19 protein-coding genes, 9 tRNA genes and 3 rRNA genes are annotated in these 26,666 nt (G+C 46.5%); 29 read left to right on the plus strand and 2 right to left on the minus strand.

Features of this window, described 5'->3' with window-relative positions:
• The first annotated feature begins 51 nt into the window (after positions 1-51).
• The 22 genes from QWY16_RS02765 to tsaD all read left to right on the plus strand — a co-directional run bounded on the left by QWY16_RS02765 (position 52) and on the right by tsaD (position 15,476).
• Entirely contained in the window at positions 52-816 is a 765-nt protein-coding gene (locus QWY16_RS02765; protein WP_300991336.1) for an SDR family NAD(P)-dependent oxidoreductase, read from the plus strand.
• Positions 817-835: 19 nt separating this feature from the next.
• On the plus strand, positions 836-2,086 hold the full coding sequence (locus QWY16_RS02770) for an MFS transporter (protein WP_300991337.1): 1,251 nt from the start codon (positions 836-838) through the stop codon (positions 2,084-2,086).
• Positions 2,087-2,163: 77 nt separating this feature from the next.
• On the plus strand, positions 2,164-2,904 hold the full coding sequence (locus QWY16_RS02775) for an SDR family NAD(P)-dependent oxidoreductase (RefSeq protein ID WP_300991338.1): 741 nt from the start codon (positions 2,164-2,166) through the stop codon (positions 2,902-2,904).
• A 21-nt stretch (positions 2,905-2,925) separates the two neighbouring features.
• A complete protein-coding gene (locus tag QWY16_RS02780) occupies positions 2,926-3,756 on the plus strand; it encodes an SDR family NAD(P)-dependent oxidoreductase (protein WP_300991339.1) in 831 nt (276 codons plus the stop codon).
• Between the two features lie 102 nt (positions 3,757-3,858).
• Positions 3,859-6,024, plus strand: coding sequence for a Tex family protein (locus QWY16_RS02785; protein WP_300991340.1), 2,166 nt, complete (start codon positions 3,859-3,861; stop codon positions 6,022-6,024).
• An 88-nt stretch (positions 6,025-6,112) separates the two neighbouring features.
• A complete protein-coding gene (locus tag QWY16_RS02790; RefSeq protein ID WP_300991341.1) occupies positions 6,113-6,565 on the plus strand; it encodes a SprT family protein in 453 nt (150 codons plus the stop codon).
• 93 nt (positions 6,566-6,658) lie between these two features.
• A tRNA-Asn gene (locus QWY16_RS02795) sits at positions 6,659-6,733 on the plus strand.
• A 4-nt stretch (positions 6,734-6,737) separates the two neighbouring features.
• Positions 6,738-6,812: transfer RNA gene (locus QWY16_RS02800), tRNA-Glu, on the plus strand.
• An 88-nt stretch (positions 6,813-6,900) separates the two neighbouring features.
• Positions 6,901-6,977 (plus strand) — tRNA-Met (locus QWY16_RS02805).
• Between the two features lie 4 nt (positions 6,978-6,981).
• A tRNA-Asp gene (locus QWY16_RS02810) sits at positions 6,982-7,057 on the plus strand.
• Positions 7,058-7,063: 6 nt separating this feature from the next.
• Positions 7,064-7,138 (plus strand) — tRNA-Gln (locus QWY16_RS02815).
• A gap of 118 nt (positions 7,139-7,256) precedes the next feature.
• A tRNA-Leu gene (locus QWY16_RS02820) sits at positions 7,257-7,342 on the plus strand.
• An 8-nt stretch (positions 7,343-7,350) separates the two neighbouring features.
• Positions 7,351-7,427 (plus strand) — tRNA-Arg (locus tag QWY16_RS02825).
• 25 nt (positions 7,428-7,452) lie between these two features.
• Positions 7,453-7,526: transfer RNA gene (locus QWY16_RS02830), tRNA-Gly, on the plus strand.
• A 208-nt stretch (positions 7,527-7,734) separates the two neighbouring features.
• Positions 7,735-9,287, plus strand: a 16S ribosomal RNA gene (locus QWY16_RS02835).
• Positions 9,288-9,495: 208 nt separating this feature from the next.
• Positions 9,496-12,429: ribosomal RNA gene (locus tag QWY16_RS02840) — 23S ribosomal RNA — on the plus strand.
• Between the two features lie 60 nt (positions 12,430-12,489).
• Positions 12,490-12,605, plus strand: a 5S ribosomal RNA gene (gene rrf, locus QWY16_RS02845).
• The 16S, 23S and 5S rRNA genes sit together here with 9 tRNA genes alongside, the layout of an rRNA operon.
• 12 nt (positions 12,606-12,617) lie before the next feature.
• A tRNA-Asp gene (locus QWY16_RS02850) sits at positions 12,618-12,690 on the plus strand.
• 174 nt (positions 12,691-12,864) lie between these two features.
• Positions 12,865-13,320: a tRNA (adenosine(37)-N6)-threonylcarbamoyltransferase complex ATPase subunit type 1 TsaE gene (tsaE, locus tag QWY16_RS02855; protein ID WP_300991342.1), complete on the plus strand. Its 456-nt coding sequence runs from the start codon at positions 12,865-12,867 to the stop codon at positions 13,318-13,320.
• On the plus strand, positions 13,317-14,012 hold the full coding sequence (gene tsaB / locus QWY16_RS02860; protein WP_300991343.1) for a tRNA (adenosine(37)-N6)-threonylcarbamoyltransferase complex dimerization subunit type 1 TsaB: 696 nt from the start codon (positions 13,317-13,319) through the stop codon (positions 14,010-14,012). Before tsaE ends, tsaB begins: the two co-directional genes overlap by 4 nt.
• On the plus strand, positions 14,009-14,464 hold the full coding sequence (gene rimI / locus QWY16_RS02865) for a ribosomal protein S18-alanine N-acetyltransferase (RefSeq protein WP_300991344.1): 456 nt from the start codon (positions 14,009-14,011) through the stop codon (positions 14,462-14,464). Before tsaB ends, rimI begins: the two co-directional genes overlap by 4 nt.
• Entirely contained in the window at positions 14,457-15,476 is a 1,020-nt protein-coding gene (gene tsaD, locus QWY16_RS02870; protein WP_300991345.1) for a tRNA (adenosine(37)-N6)-threonylcarbamoyltransferase complex transferase subunit TsaD, read from the plus strand. The genes rimI and tsaD overlap by 8 nt, the downstream gene beginning before the upstream one ends.
• A 353-nt stretch (positions 15,477-15,829) precedes the next feature.
• Here the strand turns inward: tsaD and QWY16_RS02875 are convergent, their stop codons facing one another.
• Positions 15,830-17,770 carry an ABC-F family ATP-binding cassette domain-containing protein gene (locus tag QWY16_RS02875; RefSeq protein WP_300991346.1) on the minus strand — a complete coding sequence of 647 codons (1,941 nt, stop codon included), beginning with the start codon at positions 17,768-17,770 and terminating at the stop codon, positions 15,830-15,832.
• Between the two features lie 183 nt (positions 17,771-17,953).
• Between QWY16_RS02875 and QWY16_RS02880 the strand changes: the two genes are divergently transcribed.
• Positions 17,954-18,586 (plus strand): redox-sensing transcriptional repressor Rex, encoded by a 633-nt coding sequence (locus QWY16_RS02880; RefSeq protein ID WP_300991347.1) that lies wholly within the window; start codon positions 17,954-17,956, stop codon positions 18,584-18,586.
• Between the two features lie 49 nt (positions 18,587-18,635).
• Here QWY16_RS02880 and QWY16_RS02885 read toward each other — a convergent pair whose 3' ends face one another.
• Positions 18,636-19,427 carry a CPBP family intramembrane glutamic endopeptidase gene (locus QWY16_RS02885; protein WP_300991348.1) on the minus strand — a complete coding sequence of 264 codons (792 nt, stop codon included), beginning with the start codon at positions 19,425-19,427 and terminating at the stop codon, positions 18,636-18,638.
• Positions 19,428-19,620: 193 nt separating this feature from the next.
• Between QWY16_RS02885 and groES the strand changes: the two genes are divergently transcribed.
• The 6 genes from groES to QWY16_RS02915 all read left to right on the plus strand — a co-directional run bounded on the left by groES (position 19,621) and on the right by QWY16_RS02915 (position 26,522).
• Positions 19,621-19,905, plus strand: coding sequence for a co-chaperone GroES (gene groES / locus QWY16_RS02890; protein WP_300991349.1), 285 nt, complete (start codon positions 19,621-19,623; stop codon positions 19,903-19,905).
• Between the two features lie 128 nt (positions 19,906-20,033).
• Positions 20,034-21,668 carry a chaperonin GroEL gene (gene groL / locus QWY16_RS02895; RefSeq protein ID WP_300991350.1) on the plus strand — a complete coding sequence of 545 codons (1,635 nt, stop codon included), beginning with the start codon at positions 20,034-20,036 and terminating at the stop codon, positions 21,666-21,668.
• 249 nt (positions 21,669-21,917) lie between these two features.
• Positions 21,918-22,781, plus strand: coding sequence for a metal-dependent hydrolase (locus QWY16_RS02900; RefSeq protein WP_300991351.1), 864 nt, complete (start codon positions 21,918-21,920; stop codon positions 22,779-22,781).
• Between the two features lie 313 nt (positions 22,782-23,094).
• A complete protein-coding gene (locus QWY16_RS02905; RefSeq protein ID WP_300991352.1) occupies positions 23,095-24,036 on the plus strand; it encodes a sensor domain-containing diguanylate cyclase in 942 nt (313 codons plus the stop codon).
• A gap of 248 nt (positions 24,037-24,284) precedes the next feature.
• Positions 24,285-25,130, plus strand: coding sequence for a DegV family protein (locus QWY16_RS02910; RefSeq protein ID WP_300991353.1), 846 nt, complete (start codon positions 24,285-24,287; stop codon positions 25,128-25,130).
• A gap of 402 nt (positions 25,131-25,532) precedes the next feature.
• Complete coding sequence (locus QWY16_RS02915; RefSeq protein ID WP_300991354.1) at positions 25,533-26,522, plus strand: tRNA dihydrouridine synthase; 990 nt, start codon at positions 25,533-25,535, stop codon at positions 26,520-26,522.
• The last annotated feature ends 144 nt before the right edge of the window (positions 26,523-26,666 follow it).

A 26,666-nucleotide genomic window follows, 5' to 3' on the forward strand; every position in this document is an offset into this window, starting at 1 on the left:
GAGGGCAATGGGCGAGTTGGAGACGGGAAAACGCTGTAAAGGAGGGCGGGAATGGGACGATTAGAAGGAAAAATTGCCATTATAACAGGAGCTGGAAATGGCCAAGGCCAGTATGAAGCGGAATTATTCGCTAAAGAAGGAGCGAAAGTGGTCGTGACAGATATCGACTACGAAGCAGCCCAGCTCACCGCATCGGCGATTAAACAAGAAAATGGCCAGGCGTTTGCCCTGCAGCACAACATAGCCAGTGAAGAAAATTGGAAGAGTGTCATTTCAAAAACTCTTGAAGAGTATGGCCGAATTGATATTTTGGTGAACAATGCCGGCATTCACGCTGAGACAAAAATGGCCGATATTTCATTGGGTGAGTGGAACAGTATGCTCAACGTCAACCTTACCGGAACGTTTTTAGGGATTCAAGAAGTTATTTCCCCTATGAAAGAAAACGGAGGAGGTTCTATTGTCAATATTGCTTCTATTGCAGCATTAAGAGGAGGGAGTTTTGCCCACTACAGTGCAGCGAAAGGAGGGATTCGCTCTTTAGGCAGGACGGCGGCCATTGAATATGCGGAAGACAAAATTAGAGTCAATACCGTATTTCCTGGGTTGATTGCCACGGATTTAGTGAAAGAAGCGCTAGAAAACGAACATACCCGCAAAAACCTGTTTGATCAATTGCCGATGAAACGGATTGGGGAAATTGAAGATGTGGCATATGGAGTGTTGTATTTAGCGTCTGATGAGTCGGGATTTGTCACGGGATCGGAACTTGTTATTGACGGTGGCACAATGGCCGGCGCGAAACTAATCGAATAATCGAGGAGGATTGATGGAGATGGGTTTATTAAAAAAAGGGATTAAGTACGAAACAAAACTGGTTATGCTCTTTTTCGTAGCTTGGGGCTTTTTGTATTTGGATAGACAAGCCATATCGATGTTAATGCCAATGATCATTGAAGATATTGCACTCAATAATACTAAAATTGGTCAAATCAATATGTGGCAAACAATTGGTTTCGCTATTTCTGCACCGATTTTTGCCGTACTTTCAGACCGGTTGGGGCATAAGAAGCAAATCTTGTTTTGGGCCACACTTGTCACTTCAATTCTTGCCCTGATTACCATGTTCGCAGGTTCTTTCAACTATTTGCTGATCGTACGGACTTTGCTTGGGGCAAGTGAAGGGATTATCCTTCCAATCTCGATCTCGATGTTGGCTGCAGTTTCACGTCCGACTACTCTTGGCAGAAATATGGGGCTCGTCTATGCAGGGGCAGCGGTGATCGGTGTCGCTATTGGGCCGGTTGTCGTTACGCAATTAGGTGAACTGTTTGACTGGCGCTATGCATTCTTATTTGTCAGCGTGCCTAGTTTTATCGCTGCCTTATTAATGCTGAAAGTCGTCAAAGAAGTTGAGGTTTCTCCAAATGCTGTTGCAGGAACAAGCGCAGTAACAGTCAGCACCATTTTAAGCGGCTTGAAAAACAGAAATATCCTGATCTGTACACTCATCAGTGTTTTCTGCATGGGTGCCATGTGGACATTCAACTCGTTCCTGCCGCTTTACTTGACTCAAATCAGCATGTTATCCATTACGCAAATGGGAATTGTCTTCTCATTATTCGGTTTGCTGACAATCATGTGGCAAATTTTCATCCCTTATTCTTCCGACAAAATCGGCAGAAAACCGGCAATGACAGGATACTTGGCAATGGCGATGGTCACGCCGCTCGTACTTTTCCTTTTCCCGAATTCAGCTGCAAGCTTAGTGATTTTGGTGCTGTTTGGTGGAATTATCCTGGCAATGAATACCATCTACCAAAGCATCATTCCGGTAGAAAGCGTTTCTCCTCTGGTCATGGCTTCTGCTAATGCGCTCATTATGGGGGTCGGGGAATTGATTGGTGCTTTCTCGATTGGATTCTCAGGAGTCTTAGCAGATGCGTATAGCCTGACAGCAGTTATGCTCGTCGTTCCGATTTCTTACTTTATCGCTTTCCTGATTTCTTTCGGCTTGATCGAAACCTTAAGAACGAAATCAGTTGCTAAAGAACAAGCTTTGGTAAAAGCAACTCCAGAAGCGTAAGTTTCTCAAATTGAAAAGAGATTGCTGATTCTCCAATGGCAATCTCTTTTTTTACAGTACAGAAAGAGGTGGATGCATTGAAGCGTTTAAAAGATAAAACGGCAATTGTTACAGGGAGCACATCCGGGATAGGGGAAGCGACAGCCAGGCTGTTTGCGGAAGAAGGCGCCAAAGTGATAATTGCGGGGCGCAGACGGGAAAAAGGAGAACAAATAGCAGTCGAAATCCGGAAAGACGGCGGGGAAGCCATCTTTATCCAAGCAGACATGACGCAAGAGGAAGACATCCAAAAGCTTGTTAATTCTTCTATTGAGGCTTTTGGAAAAATAGACATCCTCGTGAATAACGCAGGCCGGATCATCGAAAAGCCTTTTATTGAACTGACGCGTGAAGACTGGGATCAATTTGTCGCACTTGATGCATTTTCTTATTTTAGAATGATGCAGCTTGTGCTGCCCCATATGGAGAGGCAAGGGTCCGGGAATATTGTCAACGTGACTTCGCTTGCAGCAATCAGCGTCATGCCGACGCACGCTTTATACAGCTTTGTTAAAGCAGGGATTACGCATATGTCAAAAGTGGTGGCAGCAGAATACGCGGATAAAGGAATTCGCGTGAACTGTTTGTTGCCTGGAGTGGTCTACACAGAAATGATTGCAGATAACCCGAATACGCCGCATATGGAAAAAATCATTCCGATGGGCCGGATGTCGACTTCAGAAGAACAAGCGAAATCGATTTTGTTTTTAGCATCTGAAGATTCTTCCTATATGACGGGCACTTCGATGGTGGCAGATGGAGGCATCCGCGGAATTTAATTAACTAAGGGGGACAAAGGGATGTTTTTAAAAGATCAAGTAGCGTTAATCACCGGTGGAGCAAAAGGGATGGGAGAAGCGACGGCCAAACTATTTGCGAAAGAAGGCGCAAAAATTGTCATTGCAGATTTGGATATTGATTCAGCAAAAAAAGTAGCGGCAACCATCAATCATTCCGGCGGCACAGCCCGCACCTACAACAAAGTCGACGTGACCGACAAAAACACGATTAAGCAAACGATTGAAGCGGCGATTGAGGAATTCGGCAAGATCGATATTCTCGTCAATTGTGCAGGCGGTACGATTGGCGGCGGCAACGGCAATACGGAAAACTTGGATATGGAAGACTGGGAAAAAACAATGCAGCTGAATTTGAACGGTACGCTTTATCCGATTCTTGAAGTATTGCCTTATATGAAGAAACAAGGGTTTGGACGGATTGTTAATTTTTCATCGATGGGTGCCTTCGATGCCTATACAGTCGTTCTTCACTATCACGCTGCCAAAGGAGCGGTGGAAAGTTTAACGCATAACTTGGCATTTGAACTAGCTCCGGCCGGAATAAATGTAAATGTCATTTCGCCTGGCCCTATTATGACGCCGTTTTGGGAAGAACTTCTTCCGGCGGGAGATGCCAGAGACCGGTTTTTCCGAGATTTATCGGCAAAAGAAGTACCGATGAAACGGATGGGAACCGCTGAAGATATCGCCGGTGTCTGCTTGTTTTTATCCTCCAGCCTCTCGAACTTCGTCACTGGCCAGAAAATTTATGTGGGAGGCGGAATGGGCAATATTCTGTCCCATAACTCGACCTTCCTGATGACCGGTGAGAATTTAATCGTAAATAAATAACTGGGAATGCTTAAAGTGAATGAAGCAGGAGGGAGCCAGCTCAAATAAGTTGGCTTCTTTTTTCTGTGTTAAAATAAAGAGGAAACGAAGGGAAGTGTCATTATGGAAATGCAGCAAATTCATGCGTTGATCGCCAAAGAAACGGGTGTAAGGCCGAATCAGGTTGGTCAAGTTATCGCTTTAATCGAGGATGGCAATACGGTTCCATTTATTGCGCGTTACCGGAAAGAAGCCACGGGGTCGCTCGATGAAGTACAGATAAAAGCCATCGATGACCGCTATACATATATCCAGAATTTAGAGCAGCGGAAAATAGAAGTGATCCGTTCCATTACGGAACAAGAAAAAATGACCGAAGAGCTGGAAAAGGAAATTATGGGCGCTACGGTTTTGCAGCGTGTAGAGGACTTATACCGTCCTTATAAACAAAAACGCCGGACCAAAGCGACGATTGCCAAAGAAAAAGGACTGCAGCCGCTTGCCGATTGGCTGATGGAATTCCACAAAGAAAACCCGCTGGCAAAAGCGGAAGCGTTTATCAATGAAGAAGCCGGGATCCCGACAGCGGAAGAAGCGATCCAAGGCGCGCAGGATATCCTCGCTGAATTATTTGCAGATGATCCGGATATCCGGGAAAAGGTTCGTTACATGACCCGTAAAAACGGCGCCATCGCCACCGCCGCCAAAAAGAACCACGAAGACGAAAAACAAGTCTTTGAAATGTATTACGAATACGAAGAGGCAATCCAGAAAATTGTGCCTCACCGAATTTTAGCGATTAACCGCGGAGAGAAAGAAGACGTCTTGAAAGTGTCGATCAATCCGCCAATTGACCGCATTTTAACTTTGATGAAAAACAAATGGGTCAAAGCAACTTCAGAAACGGGCGAGATTGTAGCGGCTGCTATTGAAGACAGTTATAAACGACTGATCCAGCCGTCAGTCGAGCGTGAAATTAGAACAGAGCTGAGCGAAAAAGGGGAAACACAAGCCATTCACATTTTCTCGGAGAACTTGCGCAACCTGTTATTGCAGCCGCCGATGAAAAACAAAATGGTGCTGGGTGTAGACCCGGCATACCGCACCGGCTGCAAACTGGCAGTGATCAATGAAACCGGAAAATTGTTGGAAGTAGCTGTTATTTATCCGCATGCTCCTAAAAACGATCAAGCCGGAGCAAAAAAAGTGATGAAGCAGCTCGTTGCGAAATACTCGATTGAAATCATGGCCATTGGAAACGGGACGGCTTCCAGAGAAACCGAGCAGTTTGTTGCCGACTTCATTTCTGAAAGCGATCAGGACATTTCCTATGTCATCGTCAATGAAGCGGGAGCGAGTGTATATTCCGCATCTGACATTGCCCGTGCGGAATTCCCAGACCTGCAAGTGGAAGAGCGGAGTGCCGCTTCGATTGCGAGACGCCTGCAAGACCCTTTATCGGAATTAGTGAAAATTGATCCGAAAGCTGTGGGGGTAGGACAGTACCAGCATGACGTGTCACAGAAAAAATTAGCGGACCAGCTAACGTTTGTTGTTGAAACGGCAGTTAACCAAGTTGGAGTTAACGTGAACTCGGCATCTGCTTCTTTATTGCAGTATGTGGCAGGATTAAGCAAGACAGTAGCAGAAAATGTCATCAAAGTGCGCGATGAGAACGGGCGGTTTACTTCCCGGGCGCAGCTGAAAAAAATTCCGCGGCTTGGCGCAAAAACCTATGAACAAGCTATTGGGTTCCTGCGGATTCCAGAAGGCAAAAACCCGCTGGATGCAACCGGCATCCATCCGGAAAGCTATGCTGTCGCAGAAAAGCTATTGAATTTGGTCGGAGCGGATAAAAAAGACGTCGGCAAACCCGGAGTGGCGGAGAAACTGGAAGCTCTTTCGCTTTCAGAGTTGAGTGGACAATGGGATGTCGGTGAAGTGACGCTGAAAGATATTGTCGATGCGCTGAAAAAGCCGAACCGTGATCCGCGTGATGAATTCCCGCAGCCGTTATTGAAGAATGACATTTTGAAGATGGAAGACTTGATGCCGGGCATGGAAATGCAAGGGACGGTCCGTAATGTCGTAGACTTTGGGGCATTTGTGGACATTGGCGTGAAGCAAGACGGGCTCGTCCATATCTCGAAATTGAAAAAAGGCTTTGTGAAACATCCACTGGAAGTTGTAGCGGTCGGAGACATCGTTACCGCGTGGGTGGAAAAAGTCGAGAAAGACAAAGGGCGCATTGCATTAACCATGCTGCCGCCAAAAGAACAAATCGAATAGGGTTAAGAAATGCCCATGCACAGACAGCCGCTTCTTGTTAAAATAGAAGCGGCTGTTTTTAATTGAGAAAAGAAATAGGTGAGTGACGATGACCAATAAAGAACTGACAGAACTGATAAAAGAAATCTCCCATTCAGTATTCCATAAACCGTTTCGCCATGAAGGGATTTTCAATGCGCGTTTACGAACGACAGGCGGGAGATATCTGTTGCGGTCGCACAACATTGAAATCAACCCTAAGTCATATGAAAAATTCGGTTTCTCAGAACTTGAGGGAATCATTAAACATGAATTATGCCATTACCATTTACATATAGAAGGAAAAGGCTATAAACACCGGGATGCCGATTTCAGAATGCTGCTGAAAGAAACCGGTTCTCCGCGCTTCTGTTCTTCAGTAGAGCCAAGATCAGAAAGAAAGCCGGCTAAACGCTATGTTTACGAATGTGTGGCATGCAATGCGAATTACATGCGGAAGATCCGAATGAATGTGGAAAGATATCGCTGTGGACGGTGTTCCGGAAAGCTTTCTCTGAAATAATAAAAAGAAATGCAAATAAGTGTTGACGTTTCCTTAATACCTCTCTATAATAGAAAAAGTCGACAAGTACTTAAACAGTGCTTGAAACACTATTCCGAAGTAGCTCAGTGGTAGAGCACCGCACTGTTAATGCGATGGTCGTAGGTTCGAGTCCTACCTTCGGAGCCATTAAGGCCCCTTGGTCAAGCGGTTAAGACACCGCCCTTTCACGGCGGTAACACGGGTTCGAATCCCGTAGGGGTCACCAATCATTTTAAAAGAAATAGAGTAATATTGTTATTTTAAAATACATACTTAAAGAGTTTCTTACATATCTTAAAAGTAAATGATATTGTCGCGGGGTAGAGCAGTTCGGTAGCTCGTCGGGCTCATAACCCGGAGGTCGCAGGTTCAAATCCTGCCCCCGCAACCAAAATGGTCCCGTGGTGTAGCGGTTAACATGCCTGCCTGTCACGCAGGAGATCGCCGGTTCGATCCCGGTCGGGACCGCCATTTTATTGGGGTATAGCCAAGCGGTAAGGCAACGGGTTTTGATCCCGTCATGCCCTGGTTCGAATCCAGGTACCCCAGCCATTTTTATTCCGATCTAATTGAAGACAACGCAATAATTATTTAAAAGGAAAATCGTAAAAAGATATTGACATTAGAGTGTCGAAGTTCTATAATAGAATTTGTCCCTAAAATAATTTATGCGGTCGTGGCGGAATGGCAGACGCGCTAGGTTGAGGGCCTAGTGGGAGAAATCCCGTGGAAGTTCGACTCTTCTCGGCCGCACCATACGCAATGCGCCCGTAGCTCAATTGGATAGAGCGTCTGACTACGGATCAGAAGGTTGTGGATTCGACTTCTGCCGGGCGCGCCATATTTTTTCTTTCTAACTTTTATATGCGGGTGTAGTTTAGTGGTAAAACCTCAGCCTTCCAAGCTGATGATGAGGGTTCGATTCCCTTCACCCGCTCCAAAATTCTTAAAACCTGAACCTTGAAAACTGAACAGCAAAACGTCAAAAAAAATTGTTGAAGCGCCTTGGCGTGACAACGAATTTTCTGCGAGGATCGTCGCAAAGCGATCCGCGCAACTTTACTGATCAGCGCAAGCAGATCAAAGCGACTCGCGCATTCTTCGGAATGGCGAGACGCCAGCAGAACATTGAGCAATCAATTTCTTCTATAATGGAGAGTTTGATCCTGGCTCAGGACGAACGCTGGCGGCGTGCCTAATACATGCAAGTCGAGCGGAAAATTTGGAGCTTGCTCCAAGTTTTCAGCGGCGGACGGGTGAGTAACACGTGGGCAACCTGCCCTGCAGTTCGGGATAACTCCGGGAAACCGGGGCTAATACCGGATAGGTTCGGCTCCCGCCTGGGAGCCGACGGAAAGACGGCTCACGCTGTCGCTGCTGGATGGGCCCGCGGCGCATTAGCTAGTTGGGGGGGTAACGGCCTCCCAAGGCCACGATGCGTAGCCGACCTGAGAGGGTGATCGGCCACACTGGGACTGAGACACGGCCCAGACTCCTACGGGAGGCAGCAGTAGGGAATCTTCCGCAATGGACGCAAGTCTGACGGAGCAACGCCGCGTGAGTGATGAAGGTTTTCGGATCGTAAAACTCTGTTGTAAGGGAAGAAACCGTGCCGGAGTAACTGCCGGCACCTTGACGGTACCTTACCAGAAAGCCACGGCTAACTACGTGCCAGCAGCCGCGGTAATACGTAGGTGGCAAGCGTTGTCCGGAATTATTGGGCGTAAAGCGCGCGCAGGCGGTCCTTTAAGTCCGATGTGAAAGCCCACGGCTCAACCGTGGAGGGTCATTGGAAACTGGGGGACTTGAGTGCAGAAGAGGAAAGTGGAATTCCATGTGTAGCGGTGAAATGCGTAGAGATGTGGAGGAACACCAGTGGCGAAGGCGACTTTCTGGTCTGTAACTGACGCTGAGGCGCGAAAGCGTGGGGAGCAAACAGGATTAGATACCCTGGTAGTCCACGCCGTAAACGATGAGTGCTAAGTGTTAGGGGGTTTCCGCCCCTTAGTGCTGCAGCTAACGCATTAAGCACTCCGCCTGGGGAGTACGGCCGCAAGGCTGAAACTCAAAGGAATTGACGGGGGCCCGCACAAGCGGTGGAGCATGTGGTTTAATTCGAAGCAACGCGAAGAACCTTACCAGGTCTTGACATCCCGCTGCCCGCCTTGGAGACAAGGCTTTCCCTTCGGGGACAGCGGTGACAGGTGGTGCATGGTTGTCGTCAGCTCGTGTCGTGAGATGTTGGGTTAAGTCCCGCAACGAGCGCAACCCTTGATCTTAGTTGCCAGCATTCAGTTGGGCACTCTAAGGTGACTGCCGGTGACAAACCGGAGGAAGGTGGGGATGACGTCAAATCATCATGCCCCTTATGACCTGGGCTACACACGTGCTACAATGGACGGTACAAAGGGTCGCCAACCCGCGAGGGGGAGCCAATCCCAGAAAACCGTTCTCAGTTCGGATTGCAGGCTGCAACTCGCCTGCATGAAGCCGGAATCGCTAGTAATCGTGGATCAGCATGCCACGGTGAATACGTTCCCGGGCCTTGTACACACCGCCCGTCACACCACGAGAGTTTGTAACACCCGAAGTCGGTGAGGTAACCCCTTGTGGGAGCCAGCCGCCGAAGGTGGGACAGATGATTGGGGTGAAGTCGTAACAAGGTAGCCGTATCGGAAGGTGCGGCTGGATCACCTCCTTTCTAAGGATTCTTTCGGAACGGAACCTGCCGGTTCCGGTTGACGTTTTGCGTTCGGTTTTGAAGGTTCACACCTTGGCAGCGATGCCTTTTTTTGTGACTTTCAACAACTTGTTCTTTGAAAACTGGATATGACGACATTGAAACAAACGAAACAAGCAACACAAGTGATGAGACCGAGTGATCGGTCGACTTTCTAGGTAACCAACTTGGTTAAGTTAGAAAGGGCGCACGGTGGATGCCTTGGCACTAGGAGCCGAAGAAGGACGGCACTAACACCGATATGCTCCGGGGAGCTGTAAGTGAGCATTGATCCGGAGATTTCCGAATGGGGGAACCCCCTGCCCGTAATGGGGCAGGATCCATGTGTGAATTCATAGCACATGAGAAGGCAGACCCAGGGAACTGAAACATCTAAGTACCTGGAGGAACAGAAAGCAAATGCGATTCCCTGAGTAGCGGCGAGCGAAACGGGAACAGCCCAAACCAAGAGGCTTGCCTCTTGGGGTTGTAGGACACTCAATACGGAGTTACAAAAGCACGCGTTAGGCGAAGCGACCTGGAACGGTCCGCGACACTGGGTAACAGCCCCGTAGCCGAAAAGGCGTGCCCTCCTGAGTGGATCCTGAGTACGGCGGAACACGTGAAATTCCGTCGGAATCCGGGAGGACCATCTCCCAAGGCTAAATACTCCCTAGTGACCGATAGTGAACCAGTACCGTGAGGGAAAGGTGAAAAGCACCCCGGAAGGGGAGTGAAACAGATCCTGAAACCGTGTGCCTACAACTAGTCAAAGCCCGTTCATGGGTGATGGCGTGCCTTTTGTAGAATGAACCGGCGAGTTACGATTGCATGCAAGGTTAAGATGAGAAGTCGGAGCCGCAGCGAAAGCGAGTCTGAACAGGGCGAATGAGTATGCAGTTGTAGACCCGAAACCAGGTGATCTACCCATGTCCAGGGTGAAGGTAAGGTAACACTTACTGGAGGCCCGAACCCACGCACGTTGAAAAGTGCGGGGATGAGGTGTGGGTAGCGGAGAAATTCCAATCGAACCTGGAGATAGCTGGTTCTCTCCGAAATAGCTTTAGGGCTAGCCTCAAGATTGAGAATCCTGGAGGTAGAGCACTGTTTGGACTAGGGGCCCATCCCGGGTTACCGAATTCAGACAAACTCCGAATGCCAGTGATTTATGCTTGGGAGTCAGACTGCGAGTGATAAGATCCGTAGTCAAGAGGGAAACAGCCCAGACCACCAGCTAAGGTCCCCAAATATCCGTTAAGTGGAAAAGGATGTGGCGTTGCTTAGACAACCAGGATGTTGGCTTAGAAGCAGCCATCATTTAAAGAGTGCGTAATAGCTCACTGGTCGAGTGACACTGCGCCGAAAATGTACCGGGGCTAAACGGATTACCGAAGCTGTGGATGGACATCAACGATGTCCGTGGTAGGAGAGCGTTCTAAGGGCGTTGAAGCGGAACCGGAAGGATTCGTGGAGCGCTTAGAAGTGAGAATGCCGGTATGAGTAACGAAAGACGGGTGAGAATCCCGTCCACCGAATGCCCAAGGTTTCCTGAGGAAGGCTCGTCCGCTCAGGGTCAGTCGGGACCTAAGTCGAGGCCGATAGGCGTAGACGATGGACAACAGGTTGATATTCCTGTACCACCTCCCCGCCGTTTGAGCAATGGGGGGACGCAGAAGGATAAGGCGAGCGCGCCGTTGGTTGAGCGCGTCCAAGCCGTGAGGCGGGAAATGAGGCAAATCCCATTTCCATAACGTTGAGCGGTGACGGCAAGGGGCGTATGCCCTGGAGTCCCTGATTTCACACTGCCAAGAAAAGCCTCTAGCGAGGCGGGAGGTGCCCGTACCGCAAACCGACACAGGTAGGCGAGAAGAGAATTCTAAGGTGAGCGAGTGAACTCTCGTTAAGGAACTCGGCAAAATGACCCCGTAACTTCGGGAGAAGGGGTGCTCTGGTAGGGTGTTACAGCCCGAGAGAGCCGCAGTGAATAGGCCCAGGCGACTGTTTAGCAAAAACACAGGTCTCTGCCAAACCGTAAGGTGACGTATAGGGGCTGACGCCTGCCCGGTGCTGGAAGGTTAAGGGGAGTGCTTAGCGCAAGCGAAGGTGCGAACTGAAGCCCCAGTAAACGGCGGCCGTAACTATAACGGTCCTAAGGTAGCGAAATTCCTTGTCGGGTAAGTTCCGACCCGCACGAAAGGCGTAACGATCTGGGCACTGTCTCAACGAGAGACTCGGTGAAATTATAGTACCTGTGAAGATGCAGGTTACCCGCGACAGGACGGAAAGACCCCGTGGAGCTTTACTGTAGCCTGATATTGACTTTTGGTGCAACTTGTACAGGATAGGTAGGAGCCTTTGAGCCCGGAGCGCCAGCTTCGGGGGAGGCGTCGGTGGGATACTACCCTGGTTGTATTGAAATTCTAACCCGCACCCCTGATCGGGGTGGGAGACAGTGTCAGGCGGGCAGTTTGACTGGGGCGGTCGCCTCCTAAAGAGTAACGGAGGCGCCCAAAGGTTCCCTCAGAATGGTTGGAAATCATTCGCAGAGTGTAAAGGCACAAGGGAGCTTGACTGCGAGACGGACAGGTCGAGCAGGGTCGAAAGACGGGCTTAGTGATCCGGTGGTTCCGCATGGAAGGGCCATCGCTCAACGGATAAAAGCTACCCCGGGGATAACAGGCTTATCTCCCCCAAGAGTCCACATCGACGGGGAGGTTTGGCACCTCGATGTCGGCTCATCGCATCCTGGGGCTGTAGTCGGTCCCAAGGGTTGGGCTGTTCGCCCATTAAAGCGGTACGCGAGCTGGGTTCAGAACGTCGTGAGACAGTTCGGTCCCTATCCGTCGCGGGCGCAGGAAATTTGAGAGGAGCTGTCCTTAGTACGAGAGGACCGGGATGGACACACCGCTGGTGTACCAGTTGTTCCGCCAGGGGCATCGCTGGGTAGCTATGTGTGGCCGGGATAAGTGCTGAAAGCATCTAAGCACGAAGCCCCCCTCAAGATGAGATTTCCCATTGCGCAAGCAAGTAAGATCCCTCAAAGACGATGAGGTAGATAGGTTCGGGGTGGAAGCGCGGCGACGCGTGCAGCTGACGAATACTAATCGATCGAGGACTTAACCAAATACGTTTTTTCAATGTCGCATATCCGGTTTTGAGGGCGCAAGCACTCCTAAAAAAAGAGTCCAGTGACGATGGCAAAGAGGCCACACCCGTTCCCATCCCGAACACGGCAGTTAAGCTCTTTTGCGCCAATGGTAGTTGGGGGTTTCCCCCTGTGAGAGTAGGACGTCGCTGGTCTGTTTTTTTTTTGGTCCCGTGGTGTAGCGGTTAACATGCCTGCCTGTCACGCAGGAGATCGCCGGTTCGATCCCGGTCGGGACCGTTATTTTTAAGGTAAACACAGCGATCTCGCTGTGTTTATTTTTTTTGTTTTAAATAGAAAAATGATAAAAAAAGCCAGTGCTTCTTTTCTTAAAAGCGCTTCTGAAGGAATATATTTTGATTTACTGCTATTTCTTCGCTAAACTATGTTAAGACTCAAACGAGGTGGCCTATAATGATTTATACAATAGAAGTTAATTCTCCTGAAGAAACTGAAGAATTTGCGGCTAAACTTGCGGGCTTTTTAAAACCGCAGGATCTTTTGACGCTTGAAGGAGATCTGGGAGCTGGAAAAACTACATTCACAAAAGGGCTGGCCAAAGGGCTTGGCATAGAGCGGATGGTAAACAGCCCGACGTTTACTATTTTGAAGCAGTACGAAGGGGATCTGGATTTAAACCATTTTGATGTGTACCGGTTAGAAAATAGCGATGAAGACATTGGCTTTGATGAACTGTTTGAAAGCCAGGCGGTTTCTGTTATCGAATGGGCTAAATTCATCGAAGAATACCTTCCAAATGAACGTTTGGAAATCAACATTATCCGGAAGTCGGAAGAAAGCCGAATCATTGAGCTTCGACCGATTGGACCACGATATGAAATTTTGTGCAAGGAGCTAAATTTATCATGATTTATTTAGGAATTGATACCTCGAATTCTCCATTGGCAATTGCGCTGATGTCAGATGATACCGTTCTAATAGAAGAAACCACTAATTTAAAAATCAATCATTCTTTGACGGCGATGCCCGCTATTGAAGAAATGATGAAAAAAGCGAAAATTACCCCAAAAGATTTGACGCATATTGCAGTGGCAGAAGGCCCTGGTTCATATACTGGAGTCCGGATCGGTTTGACGATTGCTAAAACACTTGCATGGTCACTGAAAATTCCGCTTCACCTGGTCTCGAGCTTAAAAGTTCTGGCAGCAAATGGACAACATTTTGACGGCTTGATTTGCCCAATTATGGATGCCCGCAGAGGTACGGTCTTTACTGGTCTTTACGCTGGGCATAGTCTGGAGTCAGTGATTGAAGATCAGCACAGTGATTTGAAAGAGTTTTTGGAGAAAGTCAAAATACTCAACAAACCGGTTTTATTCACCGGAATTGATATTGCGGTACATGAAGGGGTTATTCGTGAAGCTATGGGCGATCTGGCTCTTTTCAGCGCCCCTCAGAACCGGTTGCCGCGCGCTGTGAACTTGATCATGCTGGCAAAGGATGTAGCGGCAGAGGATGTCCATCATGCGGTTCCTGAATACCAGCGCATTACAGAAGCAGAAGCCAATTATATTAAAAGCCAAGAAGGCCAAGTGTCATGAGCACCGATGTAATATTTCGCAAAATGACGGTAAAAGATATTGATGAAGTATACGAAATTGAAAAATTGTCTTTTACTTTACCTTGGACGAAAGAGTCTTTTTTCTACGAAATGCTGCATAACGAAAATGCCTATTATGTAGTTGCTGAAACAGACAAAGGAATTGTAGGTTATTGTGGGATGTGGCTCGTTTTGGACGAATGCCATGTAACGAATATCGCTATCCATCCGGAAGAACGAGGGAAGAAGCTTGGCGAGCGGTTGATGAAGGCAGCAATAGAAACTGCAAAAGCACACGGGGCAATCCTGATGACACTCGAGGCAAGAGTCAGCAACACCGTGGCGCAGAATCTGTATCAAAAATTAGGATTTAAAAATGGTGGGATCCGAAAGCGGTATTATACCGACAATCTGGAAGATGCCATAGTGATGTGGGTGAATTTTAATGAATAAAGATATCTATATACTAGGAATTGAAACGAGTTGCGACGAAACGGCAGCTTCTATTGTTAAAAACGGCCGGGAAATCATTTCAAATGTCGTGGCGTCTCAAATAGAAAGCCATAAACGATTTGGCGGCGTGGTACCGGAAATCGCTTCCCGGCATCATGTTGAGCAAATCACGATTGTGATTGAAGAAGCTTTATCACGGGCTAATATGGAGCCGCATCAGTTAGATGCCGTCGCAGTCACTGAAGGCCCTGGTCTAGTAGGTGCATTGTTAATCGGCGTGAATGCAGCAAAAGCTTTTGCATTTGCTCATGGCCTGCCACTTGTCGGCGTCCATCACATTGCCGGACATATTTATGCCAACCGTTTGGAACAGGAAATGGAGTTCCCGCTGCTGGCCCTTGTTATTTCAGGCGGGCATACGGAGCTTATCTATATGGAAGAGCATGGAAGCTTTGAAGTGATCGGGGAAACCCGTGATGATGCAGCAGGAGAAGCTTACGATAAAGTGGCGAGAACGCTGAATCTTCCTTATCCAGGTGGTCCGCATATTGACCGCTTGGCGCATCAAAGCGATGGCGCCATTGATTTTCCGCGGGTATGGCTGGAAGAAGGCTCTTATGATTTCAGTTTCAGTGGATTAAAATCTTCTGTGTTAAATTATATGCATAATGCCAAACAGCGCGGCGAAGCGGTACCGCCTGAACATGTGGCTGCCGGCTTCCAAAACAGCGTAGTTGAAGTGGTGACTGCCAAGGCCCTTCGCGCTGCTGAACAGTACAAGGTGAACCAAGTGATTGCAGCCGGTGGGGTAGCGGCGAATAAAGGGCTTAGAACTTCTTTATCTGCAGCTTTTGAGAAAAAAGGCATTCCATTCTTTATCCCGTCGCTGCCGCTTTGTACAGACAATGCAGCAATGATTGCGGCGGCAGGTACCGTCATGTTCGAAAATGGAATTACGGGAAATATGGCGATGAACGGCCGTCCAGGAATGGCTTTAACTTCGTGGAAATAAAAGCTCAGTCGAAACCGGAAAAAGGTTTCAACTGAGCTTTTTTTGTTGTTTTCAGACTATTTTATGGACAAAAAATACGTTTGCTGTCAATAGAGAACGTTTGTACTTATGCACAATTTGTGCATAACATGTTCATAACTTTCTGAAAAACAGCCCTTTTTCTATATCTTGTGTACTAGAATTGGGAAAACTATGTGGATAACATTTAAAAAAACTGTGGACAATGTGGAAAACCCTGTTGATAGTTGATTTAATCACTTGGGGATTGTGAGCAACTTTGTGGAAACAAATATTTCACAAAAAGGTATTGACCTATATATAGAAAAAGAAAAACCGCATACATGAGTATGCGGTCAATGATCGACTTTTTCAAGCTGTTCTTGCAATTCCAGCCACGCCAGCATTTTTTCTTCATGCGCTTCTTTCAAGCTATCGAGCTGGTTTTGAAGTGGAAGGACTTTTTCATGATTCTGGAAAACTTCCGGCTTACACAGCAATTCTTCAATCTCGGCGATTTGCTGATCAAGCTTTTCCATTTCCTGCTCGGTTTCATCTGTTTGGCGCTGCAACTGGCGTTCCAATTTTTTTGCTTCTTTATTGATTTGTGAAGTGGTGGTTACTGGAACCGTTGTGGCTACGACAGCTTTTTCTGCATCTTCGAGTGCTTGCAGCTCTTCCATTTCCAGTTTCTTTTCCACGTAATAGTCGTAGTTGCCCAAGTATTCAGTGGTGCCGCTTTGGGTCAATTCCACAACTTTAGTGGAAAGGCGGTTCATAAAATACCGATCGTGGGAAACAAATAAAATTGTACCCGGGTAATCGAGCAAGGCATTTTCCAGTACTTCTTTGCTGTCAAGATCCAAGTGGTTAGTTGGCTCATCAAGCAGCAGCACATTGGCTTTTTGCATCATCAATTTTGCGAGCGCGACACGAGCTTTTTCACCGCCTGAAAGCGTGGATATCGGTTTCAATACGTCGTCTCCTGAAAACAGGAAGCGCCCTAAAATGCCGCGGATGTCTTTTTCGTTGATATGCGGATAATCATCCCATAATTCATTCAAGACGAGCTTGTTGCCTTTTAAGTTGGCTTGTTCTTGGTCATAGTAGCCGAACTGGATGCCGGTGCCGTAATGGACTGTGCCGGCGAGTGGTTTCAGTTCTTTCATAATCGTTTTCAGGAGCGTCGATTTGCCAACGCCATTGGGTCCGACAAGTGCCAGACTATCCTGGCGGTACAGCTTCAGTGAGATATTCTCAGAAACCGGCTGGCTGCCGTAGCCGATGGCAAGGGATTGGACATTCAAGACATCGTTGCCGCTTTGTTTCTCAATAGTGAAACCGAAACGCGCGGATTTTTCGTCGCCGTCCGGTGCACCCATCCAGTCGGTTTTCTCCAGAACCCGTCTGCGGCTTTGTGCCATTTTAGTGGTAGAGGCACGGACCAGGTTGCGCTGGACGTAATCTTCAAGCTTTGCTTTTTCGCTCTGCTGCTTCTCGAATTGCTTTAAGTCGAGTTCGTATTGCTTCGCTTTTTCATCGAGGTAGCGGCTATAGTTGCCGGTATACTTTTTGACGCGGTGACGGGATACTTCATAGACAAGCGTTACCACTTGATCGAGGAAGTAGCGGTCATGCGAAACAATCAGCAAAGCGCCCGGATAGTTTTTTAAATAATTCTCGAGCCAACTCAAGGTTTCAATGTCCAAGTGGTTGGTCGGCTCATCGAGAATCAATAGCTGTGGTTTGCTGAGCAGCAGTTTAGCGAGCATCAGACGCGTTTTTTGTCCCCCTGATAAGGAAACCACTTTTTTCTCATAGTCTTCGGCATAGAATTTCATGCCGTGAAGGATGGCTCGGGTGTCGGCTTCAAACTGATAGCCGCCTGCATCTTTGAAATCGTGCTGCAATGTATCGTATTCCTGCATGACTTTTTCATATTGTGCGGAATCATCATAAACGGCCGGGTCTGCCATTTGTGCTTCGAGTTGGCGAAGCTTTGCTTCCTGTTCACGGAAATGACTGAAAATCGTCATCATTTCGTCCCAAACGGTCGCTTCTGATTCCAGATCGGTTTGTTGTTCCAAATAGCCGATAGTCAAGTCTTTCGGCATGATGATATCGCCGCTGTCGTAAGACATTTCACCGGATATGATTTTTAGCAAAGTTGATTTTCCTGCGCCGTTGCGGCCCACGAGTGCAACGCGGTCGCGGTGTTGGACTTCCAGTTTGACGCCGGAGAGGATTTCATCTGCGCCAAACGATTTATGGACTTGGTTTACTTGTAATACAATCATGTGGGTCACCTCTATTCTCTCTAAGTGTAGCCGATGGGCGGGTTGTTCGCAATCAAGCCAGCTTTACATATCGAGCCGCCTCATGTAAGATAAAATCGATTTGATTCCGCTTTAATGGTCAGTAAGGATGAAGAAAATCCTACTAAGTGAAGTTTCTTATATAACCGCAGGAGGTAACGTTGCATGTTACATGAACCATCAAAAATTCCGCAAGCCACAACTAAACGATTGCCGCTTTATTACCGTTTTCTCCAGAATTTCGCGAACGCGGGACAAAAACGGATTTCCTCCCAGGAATTAAGTGAAGCGATGAAAATCGACTCGGCGACCATTCGCCGGGATTTTTCCCATTTGGGCGCTTTCGGCAAAAAAGGGTATGGCTATGATGTTCAGGACCTGCTTGCATTTTTCCGGAAAACCCTCGACCAGGACGAAGCGACCAATGTGGCGCTGATTGGCGTCGGGAATTTGGGAAGTGCGTTTTTAAAGTACAATTTCCAGCGCAACCACAATACCAAGATTGTTCTGGCATTCGATTCAAACTCGCCGTATGAAGGGGAAAGGATCAGTGGTATTGATACGTACCATCCGGACCGCATTGAAGAAAAGATGAAGGAATTAGGGATTGAACTGGTCATATTGACCGTGCCTTCACGCTCTGCCCAAGAAGTCACGGACCGCCTCGCGAAAACGGACATTAAAGGCATCTTGAATTTCACTCCTGTCCGCATCTCGGTTCCGGATCATATCCGTGTGCAGACAATCGACTTGTCTGTAGAACTGCAAACACTTATTTACCAAATCAAGCAGCAATAGAAAAGCCTTCCGCCGAATCAATTCGGGGAAGGCTTTTCTGCTTTGTTCATTACTGAATATTTTCGAGCTGCTTCAGGAAGTTCTCGATTTTATCCATATTCAATTGAATCAGCATAACATAGCCGTTCAACATGATGTGCGCAATAATCGGAGTGATGATGCGTTTTGTCCTTTGGTAAAGGAATGCCAGCACAAGACCCGTGGTGAAGTACAGCAGCAAATGGCTGAACTCCATATGGACGAGGGCGAAAACCAAGGCGCTGACAGCAGTGGCTACAAAGAAGTTGGTGGTCTGGTTCAATGAACCAAACACGACACGGCGGAAGACAAGTTCTTCCAGTATCGGCCCGAATAATACAACCGCGAGGATTGCCATTGGAACCACTTCAGCGATATTGACGAGTGCCATGGTGTTTTCAGATCCAGCTTCGATGCCGATGGCCATTTCAATCATGGCCGCAATAGATTGTCCGATCAGCAATAACAGAAAGCCGAGGACACCCCAGCCGACTGCAGCAAGAAGGCTTGATTTTTTGCCTTTCCAAATATCGAAAAACCGCTTGTCGCGTAAAATGACAATCATGGTCACAATAAACCCGACGCCCATAGTGAACACAATCAGCCAGCCGGAAGTAGAGGCTAATGCGGTAGCTTCATCCAATCCTTGGCCACGGAAATAATTCAGTGTCGGTGCAATAAATAAAATCGGTAGCAGCTGCACAGCTATAAAAATCAGCAATACATATAGCGGCGTCTTTTTGCCTTTCCGGCTCGCTTTAACGCTAAACTTCTGTTTGCCGGAGCGGTCTGTATCAGCTTTAGCTTTTACATTTATTTTCATACACAGATTTCCTTTCGTTTCACGGATTACTACTATTGTAGAGGTTTCAAAACGTAACCGCAAAGAATAAAAAAAAGTGAATGTTTAGACTTGCAAAAGGCAAGGGATTTTATTAAACTGAGAAGTGGGTTAGCACTCTCGGTGTTAGAGTGCTAATGGAAACGATATAGATAATCTGAGGAGGGTGTTTCAATTGTTAAGACCATTAGGAGATCGCGTAATTATTGAGCTTGTAGAAGCAGAAGAAAAGACTTCAAGCGGAATTGTACTGCCGGGTTCGGCACAGGAAAAACCGCAGGAAGGCAAAGTGATCGCTGTAGGTAATGGAGTTATCCGTGACAATGGACAGCGCACTGAACTGGAAGTCAAAGAAGGCGACCGGATCATCTTCTCAAAATACGCAGGCACTGAACTTAAATATGAAGGCAATGAATACTTGATCTTACGCGAAAACGATATTTTAGCGGTATTAGGCTAAAAAATTGTAGTGTTGATATGAAGCAAGCCAGCTTCGCTTTCCCGCTGGCGTCTACGCTGCCTTACTTCATATCACTTAGTAAACTATTTTAATTTAGAATGGTAATTAGATAGAGGAGGAAACTACAGATGGCAAAAGAAATTAAATTCAGCGAAGATGCACGCAGTTTAATGGCTGCTGGTGTTGATAAATTAGCAGATGCAGTAAAAGTGACGCTTGGGCCAAAAGGGCGCAACGTTGTACTTGAGAAGAAATTCGGTTCACCTCTTATCACGAACGATGGTGTAACCATTGCGAAAGAAATCGAACTTGAAAACGCATTTGAAAACATGGGCGCGAAATTGGTTGCTGAAGTAGCTTCTAAGACAAACGACATCGCAGGTGACGGTACGACAACTGCAACGGTTCTAGCGCAGGCTATGATCCGTGAAGGCTTGAAAAACGTTACAGCTGGCGCAAACCCTGTCGGCATCCGCCGCGGTATTGAAATGGCAGTAGAAAGTGCTGTTGAAGGCTTGAAAGCTGTTTCCCAGCAAATCGAAGGAAAAGAATCAATTGCACAAGTTGCAGCGATTTCTTCTGGAGACGATGAAGTAGGCAACTTGATCGCTGAAGCAATGGAGCGCGTTGGCAACGACGGCGTTATCACGTTGGAAGAATCCCGTGGCTTCACAACTGAACTTGATGTCGTGGAAGGTATGCAATTCGACCGCGGATATCAATCACCTTACATGGTAACAGATTCTGAGAAAATGGAAGCTGTCCTAGACAACCCATTCATCTTGGTGACAGATAAGAAAATCGGAAACATCCAGGAAATCCTTCCTGTGTTGGAGCAGGTTGTGCAACAAAGCAAACCGCTATTGATCGTTGCGGAAGACGTTGAAGGCGAAGCACTTGCTACATTAGTAGTAAACAAATTGCGTGGAACATTCAATGCAGTAGCTGTTAAAGCTCCTGGATTTGGTGACCGCCGCAAAGCTATGCTGGAAGACATCGCAACATTGACTGGCGCTGAAGTGATCACTGAAGATCTTGGCCTAGAGCTGAAATCCACAAACATCACTCAACTTGGACGCGCTTCTAAAGTTGTTGTTTCAAAAGAGAACACAACAATCGTTGAAGGTGCTGGAGACCAAGCGAAAATCGTTGGCCGCGTATCTCAACTCCGCAGCCAATTGGAAGAAACAACTTCTGAATTCGACAAAGAGAAATTGCAGGAGCGCTTGGCTAAACTGGCTGGCGGCGTTGCAGTCATCAAAGTCGGAGCAGCTACTGAAACTGAGTTGAAAGAACGCAAACTTCGCATTGAAGATGCATTGAACGCAACTCGCGCAGCAGTTGAAGAAGGTATCGTTGCGGGTGGTGGTACTGCTCTTATCAACGTTTACAACCAAGTGGCAGAACTTCTTGAGTCTCAAGAAGGCGACGTAGCAACGGGCATCAACATCGTTCTTCGTGCACTTGAAGAGCCAGTTCGCCAAATCGCAACAAACGCAGGCCTTGAAGGATCGATCATCGTTCACCGCCTGAAATCAGAAGAAGTCGGCATCGGCTTCAACGCAGCTAACGGCCAGTGGGTCAATATGCTGGCAGAAGGAATCGTTGACCCAACTAAAGTAACGCGTTCAGCATTGCAAAACGCAGCTTCTGTTGCAGCAATGTTCTTGACGACTGAAGCAGTTGTAGCAGACATTCCTGAACCAGCTTCAGCAATGGGCGGCGGAATGCCTGATATGGGCGGCATGGGCGGCATGATGTAACACAGTCCCACAATTTAAAAGCGCCAACTCCCCAAAAGGAGTTGGCGCTTTTTGTGTATGAGGAAAGCTCAAGACTTACTTCTGCCACAATTATTCCCCGTTCATTGCATACCGATTTCAAATGTTTTTCTATTCCTATTCAATCATTCTATAATACAGAATAAAGAGGAAGACTGTTTTCAACCGACTATTCGGTTGTTTATAGTAAAGTCATTGATGCAAGCATACGAGATTATTGGAGGCAGCAGTGTGGATACCATTACGCACACTTTATTCGGACTCACATTGTACGGAACAGTGGATAAGAAAAATATGGATAAAAATCATAAACGCGCTTATTTGCTGACAGCTGTAGGGGCGAGCTTAGTTCCTGATATCGATGTGATCTCTAGTTTGTGGGATACTACCGGCCAATACCAGATGTGGCATCGGGGCATCACGCATTCCATTTTCCTGACGCCGCTATGGGCGGCCATAATTTTTTTGATTTGCGCTGCAGTTTTTAAAGTAAGGGATAAAAAGCTGTTTTTCCTTGGATGGCTTGCTGTGTTCATCCATGATACGAGTGATTTGTTTAATGCATGGGGGACAGGTTATCTGGAGCCTTTTTCAAATGCTCGGATCACCTTCGGAACCATTCCCATCATTGATTTGGTGTTCTGGACCATAATGGGGATTGCTTTTGTTTTATCGAGAAAAAACAAGCAAAAGGCGCCTGCCGACTTCAAAACGGCTTGGATATTGATGCTTCTTCATTTCATGATTCAAAGCATTCAAGGATTTCTCGTTTACAACCAATATGATGAAAAATACGATCAGGTCGCTCTTTCTGCTGAATTTGTTCCTTGGACCTATTCGGTCATCGTGAAACAAGATGATACCGTGACTATTTTTCAGGACAACTTGTTCCAGAAAGAAAAAGAACGATATGTTTTAGTTTCTGATAAAGGTGCCGATCTTGACTACTTATTCTCCCGAAGTCCTGAAGCGAAAACACTCTATGAATGGTCGCCTTTTGTGGTTGTAGTGGATGATGGGAAGAGACTGGGGTTATATGATCCGCGTTTTTACCGTGAGGGACAGTCGTTTCTATATGAATATATTGAGAGGTGAAATCCTGGAAGGTTATCTAATGAAGATTCTGTTTTCAAGTCACCCATGAATGGACGGAATAATAAACGCTGAAAGAGAACTCTTAACCCCTAATATGAAGGGGTTAGAGTTCTTTTTGTTTTCGCTCCCCTACATATTCACTTGTATTTTGGAAAAAGCTGTTATGATGTGCCGTGGAAAATGATACACTTACACTATTGGGCAATTTAGTTGAAGAGTCTTACTCTTTGAACTGATATTCAAAAGTATAGGCAGTTTGCTTAATGTCCAATCAATCAATCGCAATAAATTATGATAATAATCGAGGTGCTTTATGGCGATCACGTTGCAAGAGTTGCAGATGTATAAAAATTTTGATGAGCTGGCTAGTGATGTGCTGGATTTGGCCAAAGAAATTTTGCCAGATCAATTGATTTATTTAACATCTTTCAGCGATACCCAGCAAATTATCTTAAAGCTTTCAAATTATGATACAAGGATTCTCTTGGCGGAAGGAATGATGATTAACCTTGGCGACACGGTTTGTGACCGGATTGACTTTGAAAACAAACAACCATTAGTCTATGAAGACATTACGGAACAGACTTGTCCGAGTGAATTAAGAAATACACTTGAGAGTGTCAATGCCAAGTCGTATTTGGGCATTCCTATTTCTTTTATTGATGGAGAACGGTTCGGGACATTGTGTGCGGTGCATCATGAGCAAAGCCGATTTGACGAGAAGAGCATCACCATGCTTCAAAGAATAGTCAGGATGTTTTCTTACTATTTGGTTCTAGAGCGTGTTGCCTATCGTGATTCTTTAACGGAACTATACAACAGACATTACCTTTCCAGATTTTTTGAAGAACATTCCGAATCAGGGGGAGCGGTATTCTTTCTCGATTTGGATGGATTTAAAAAGGTCAACGACATATACGGCCACGATGCCGGGGACCTGGTGTTAAAAGAAGTCGCTTCTAAGCTTGAAAAATTTACAGATGACTACGACGATGCTTTTGCCGTCCGGTTAGGCGGAGATGAATTTATCGTCCATTTTCCGCACATATTGAGCAAAGAGGAAATGAGTGAACGGGCGGAACATGTACTCGGTAGTTTAAGTACATGGGATAACAACTATCAGCTCTCTACAAGTGTTGGAATTGCATCTTATCCAAGCGGGAGCAACAATGATTTGAACACCGTTCTTAAAAATGCGGATGAAGCCTTATATCGGGCAAAAAAAGCAGGAAAGAACACGTATAAATTCTTTTAATCGGTGTCTTTACATCAATCCATTTAAAGAAACAGCCAAAAGACCGTTAAACCTTCAGTGGATTAACGGTCTTTTCAATTTTTTCTCCAACTATTGTAAGGTTAAAAAATAAGTTCAAATTATGTCAGTCCATTTAAAACTTCTTCTATATATGACAGCTGTCACTGGGTGCCAGTTCATTAGTCCTGTACGTTATCCATAGAAGCGAGCCATTACCGATATGGAGTGGCATTTAAAGGAGAATTTTAATGATGAAAATAGCTTGGATTACGGACACAGCTGCCCAACTGGATGAAGCGTTCATTCAACAGCATGATGTATACGTTCTACCCCTTAGCGTTGTGTTTCCAGATGGCGAGTACAGAGAGTCGATTGACCTTACCCAGGAACAATTTTATGAAAAATTACGCGTAGCGAAAGTCTCTCCCAAAACTTCGCAGCCTGCAATTGGAGAGATGGTTTCCTTATATGAAAAATTGCAGTCCGAAGGATACGATCTCGCAATTGCATTACATTTATCAAGTGGGCTTTCGGGCACATTTGAAAGCGCACAGGCAGCTGCGAAGATGACAGACTTCAACGTGTATCCGATTGATTCCAAAATCGGTTCTTTTCCAATGGTTAAAATGATTGAAACCGGCACTGAGCTGTTGTCAGAAGGCAAAGAAGTGGAAGAGGTTGTGGCAACGATCAATGAAATGGCGGCTAAATCATACTTATCCTTTATTCCTTCAAGCCTGAACCAACTGCATAAAAGTGGGCGTGTTTCCGGAACACAGGCTTTTTTGAGCAATGTACTGAATATCAAATTGGTCATTACGTTTGAAGAAGGCAAGCCGGTCATGAAAGAGAAAGTCCGTTCAAATAAACGGGCAAAGAACCACGTCGTTTCTGCACTGCGCACCGGTATTGCTGCAGGAACTGTATCAGATGTTGCGGTAAATCATTGCAATAATGCAGCTGATGCAGAAATCTGGAAGAATGAGCTCTTAAAGGAATTTCCGGAACTAAAAGTACAAGTGGTTCCGCTTAGTGTTTGTGTAGGCGTGCACGCGGGTGAAGGAACTACGGGATTGAGCTGGGTTGCTTATTAACTTCCCATTCTTAACACAAAGAGAAACTGTATTGCGTTGACAGGATTTCCTGAAGGAAAAAAGCCTGATTGGCGGATGAAGTATTATACATTCATGTGCTCAATGAATTTTACAAAATTACGAATGCAAGATTTTGATAAAACGAAGATAAGTGCCAACTGCTTTCCCCTGAGTTGGCACTTTTTGTATAGAAAAAATCGGTTCAGTCTGCGGTAAAGAAAGCTTTCTGACCTCCGTCACTTTCCATAAATGAGCGGCTCGTGTAAACTGTATAAGGTTAAGAAAAAATGAGACGACCTAATAATTATATTTGATATTTTTTATTTTCAGCATAGATGTACTAAGGATTTTTGGATGAAGAGCTTGCCTTACATCCCGTAATGAAAGGATTGAAAGTTGAAGATGAAAGAAAATTTTTGGCGTGATTTGCCGCGGCCGTTTTTTATTCTGGCACCGATGGAAGAGGTCACGAATGTGGTTTTTCGAAAAGTGGTGGCAAAAGCGGCACGGCCGGATGTATTTTTTACGGAGTTCACGAATACGGAAAGTTACTGCAATCCGGATGGTATTTTTAGTGAGCAGGGGCGATTGGCATTTACAGAAGATGAACAGCCGATTGTGGCTCATATATGGGGAAATAAACCTGAGCAGTTCCGGGAGATGAGCATCGGCATGGCGAAACAAGGCTTCAAAGGAATTGATATTAATATGGGCTGCCCGGTGCCGAACGTGGCGACCAAAGGAAAAGGCAGCGGCATGATCCGCTTTCCAGATAACGCAGCGGAAGTCATCCAGGCCGCCAAAGCGGGCGGACTGCCGGTCAGTGTGAAGACGCGGCTTGGCTATACCGATGTGGATGAGTGGAAAGGCTGGCTGACCCACGTCTTGGAACAGGACATTGCCAATCTGTCGATTCATCTGCGCACAAAAAAAGAAATGAGCGCTGTGCCTGCGCATTGGGAGCTGATTCCGGAAATTAAGAAGCTCCGGGATGAAGTGGCGCCCGACACATTGTTGACGATCAACGGGGATATTCCGGATCGCCAGACAGGCATGGAGCTTGCCGATAAATACGGCATCGATGGAGTCATGATCGGACGCGGGATTTTTGATAATCCATTCGCTTTTGAAAAAGAGCCGCAGGCGCACAGCACCGAGGAATTTCTTGGCCTCCTGAAACTGCAGCTGGATCTGCATGATCAATATTCCACAGAAACAGAACCACTGCCGTTCCGGCCGCTGCGCCGCTTCTTTAAAATCTATGTCAGCGAAATCCCGAACGCCGATGAACTCAGAAATCAATTGCTGAAGACGGAATCGACGGACGAAGTGCGGGCATTGCTTCATGAGTTTGAGCAAAGAATGAAGGAATCATTGATTCAAGTAAAGTAATGCGTTCATCGCATCAAAACGCATCTTCTGTTGCAAACCTGCCGATATAAACCTTATGGAAGGCACGATGTAATCTTCATCATAGGCTAGGTTGTTAAACTGTCTTGTTTATATGTTATTCATATAGGAATAACCACTTCTCGG

The sequence above is a fragment of the Planococcus shenhongbingii genome (genome assembly GCF_030413635.1).
In the GTDB taxonomy this organism is placed as follows: domain Bacteria; phylum Bacillota; class Bacilli; order Bacillales_A; family Planococcaceae; genus Planococcus; species Planococcus shenhongbingii.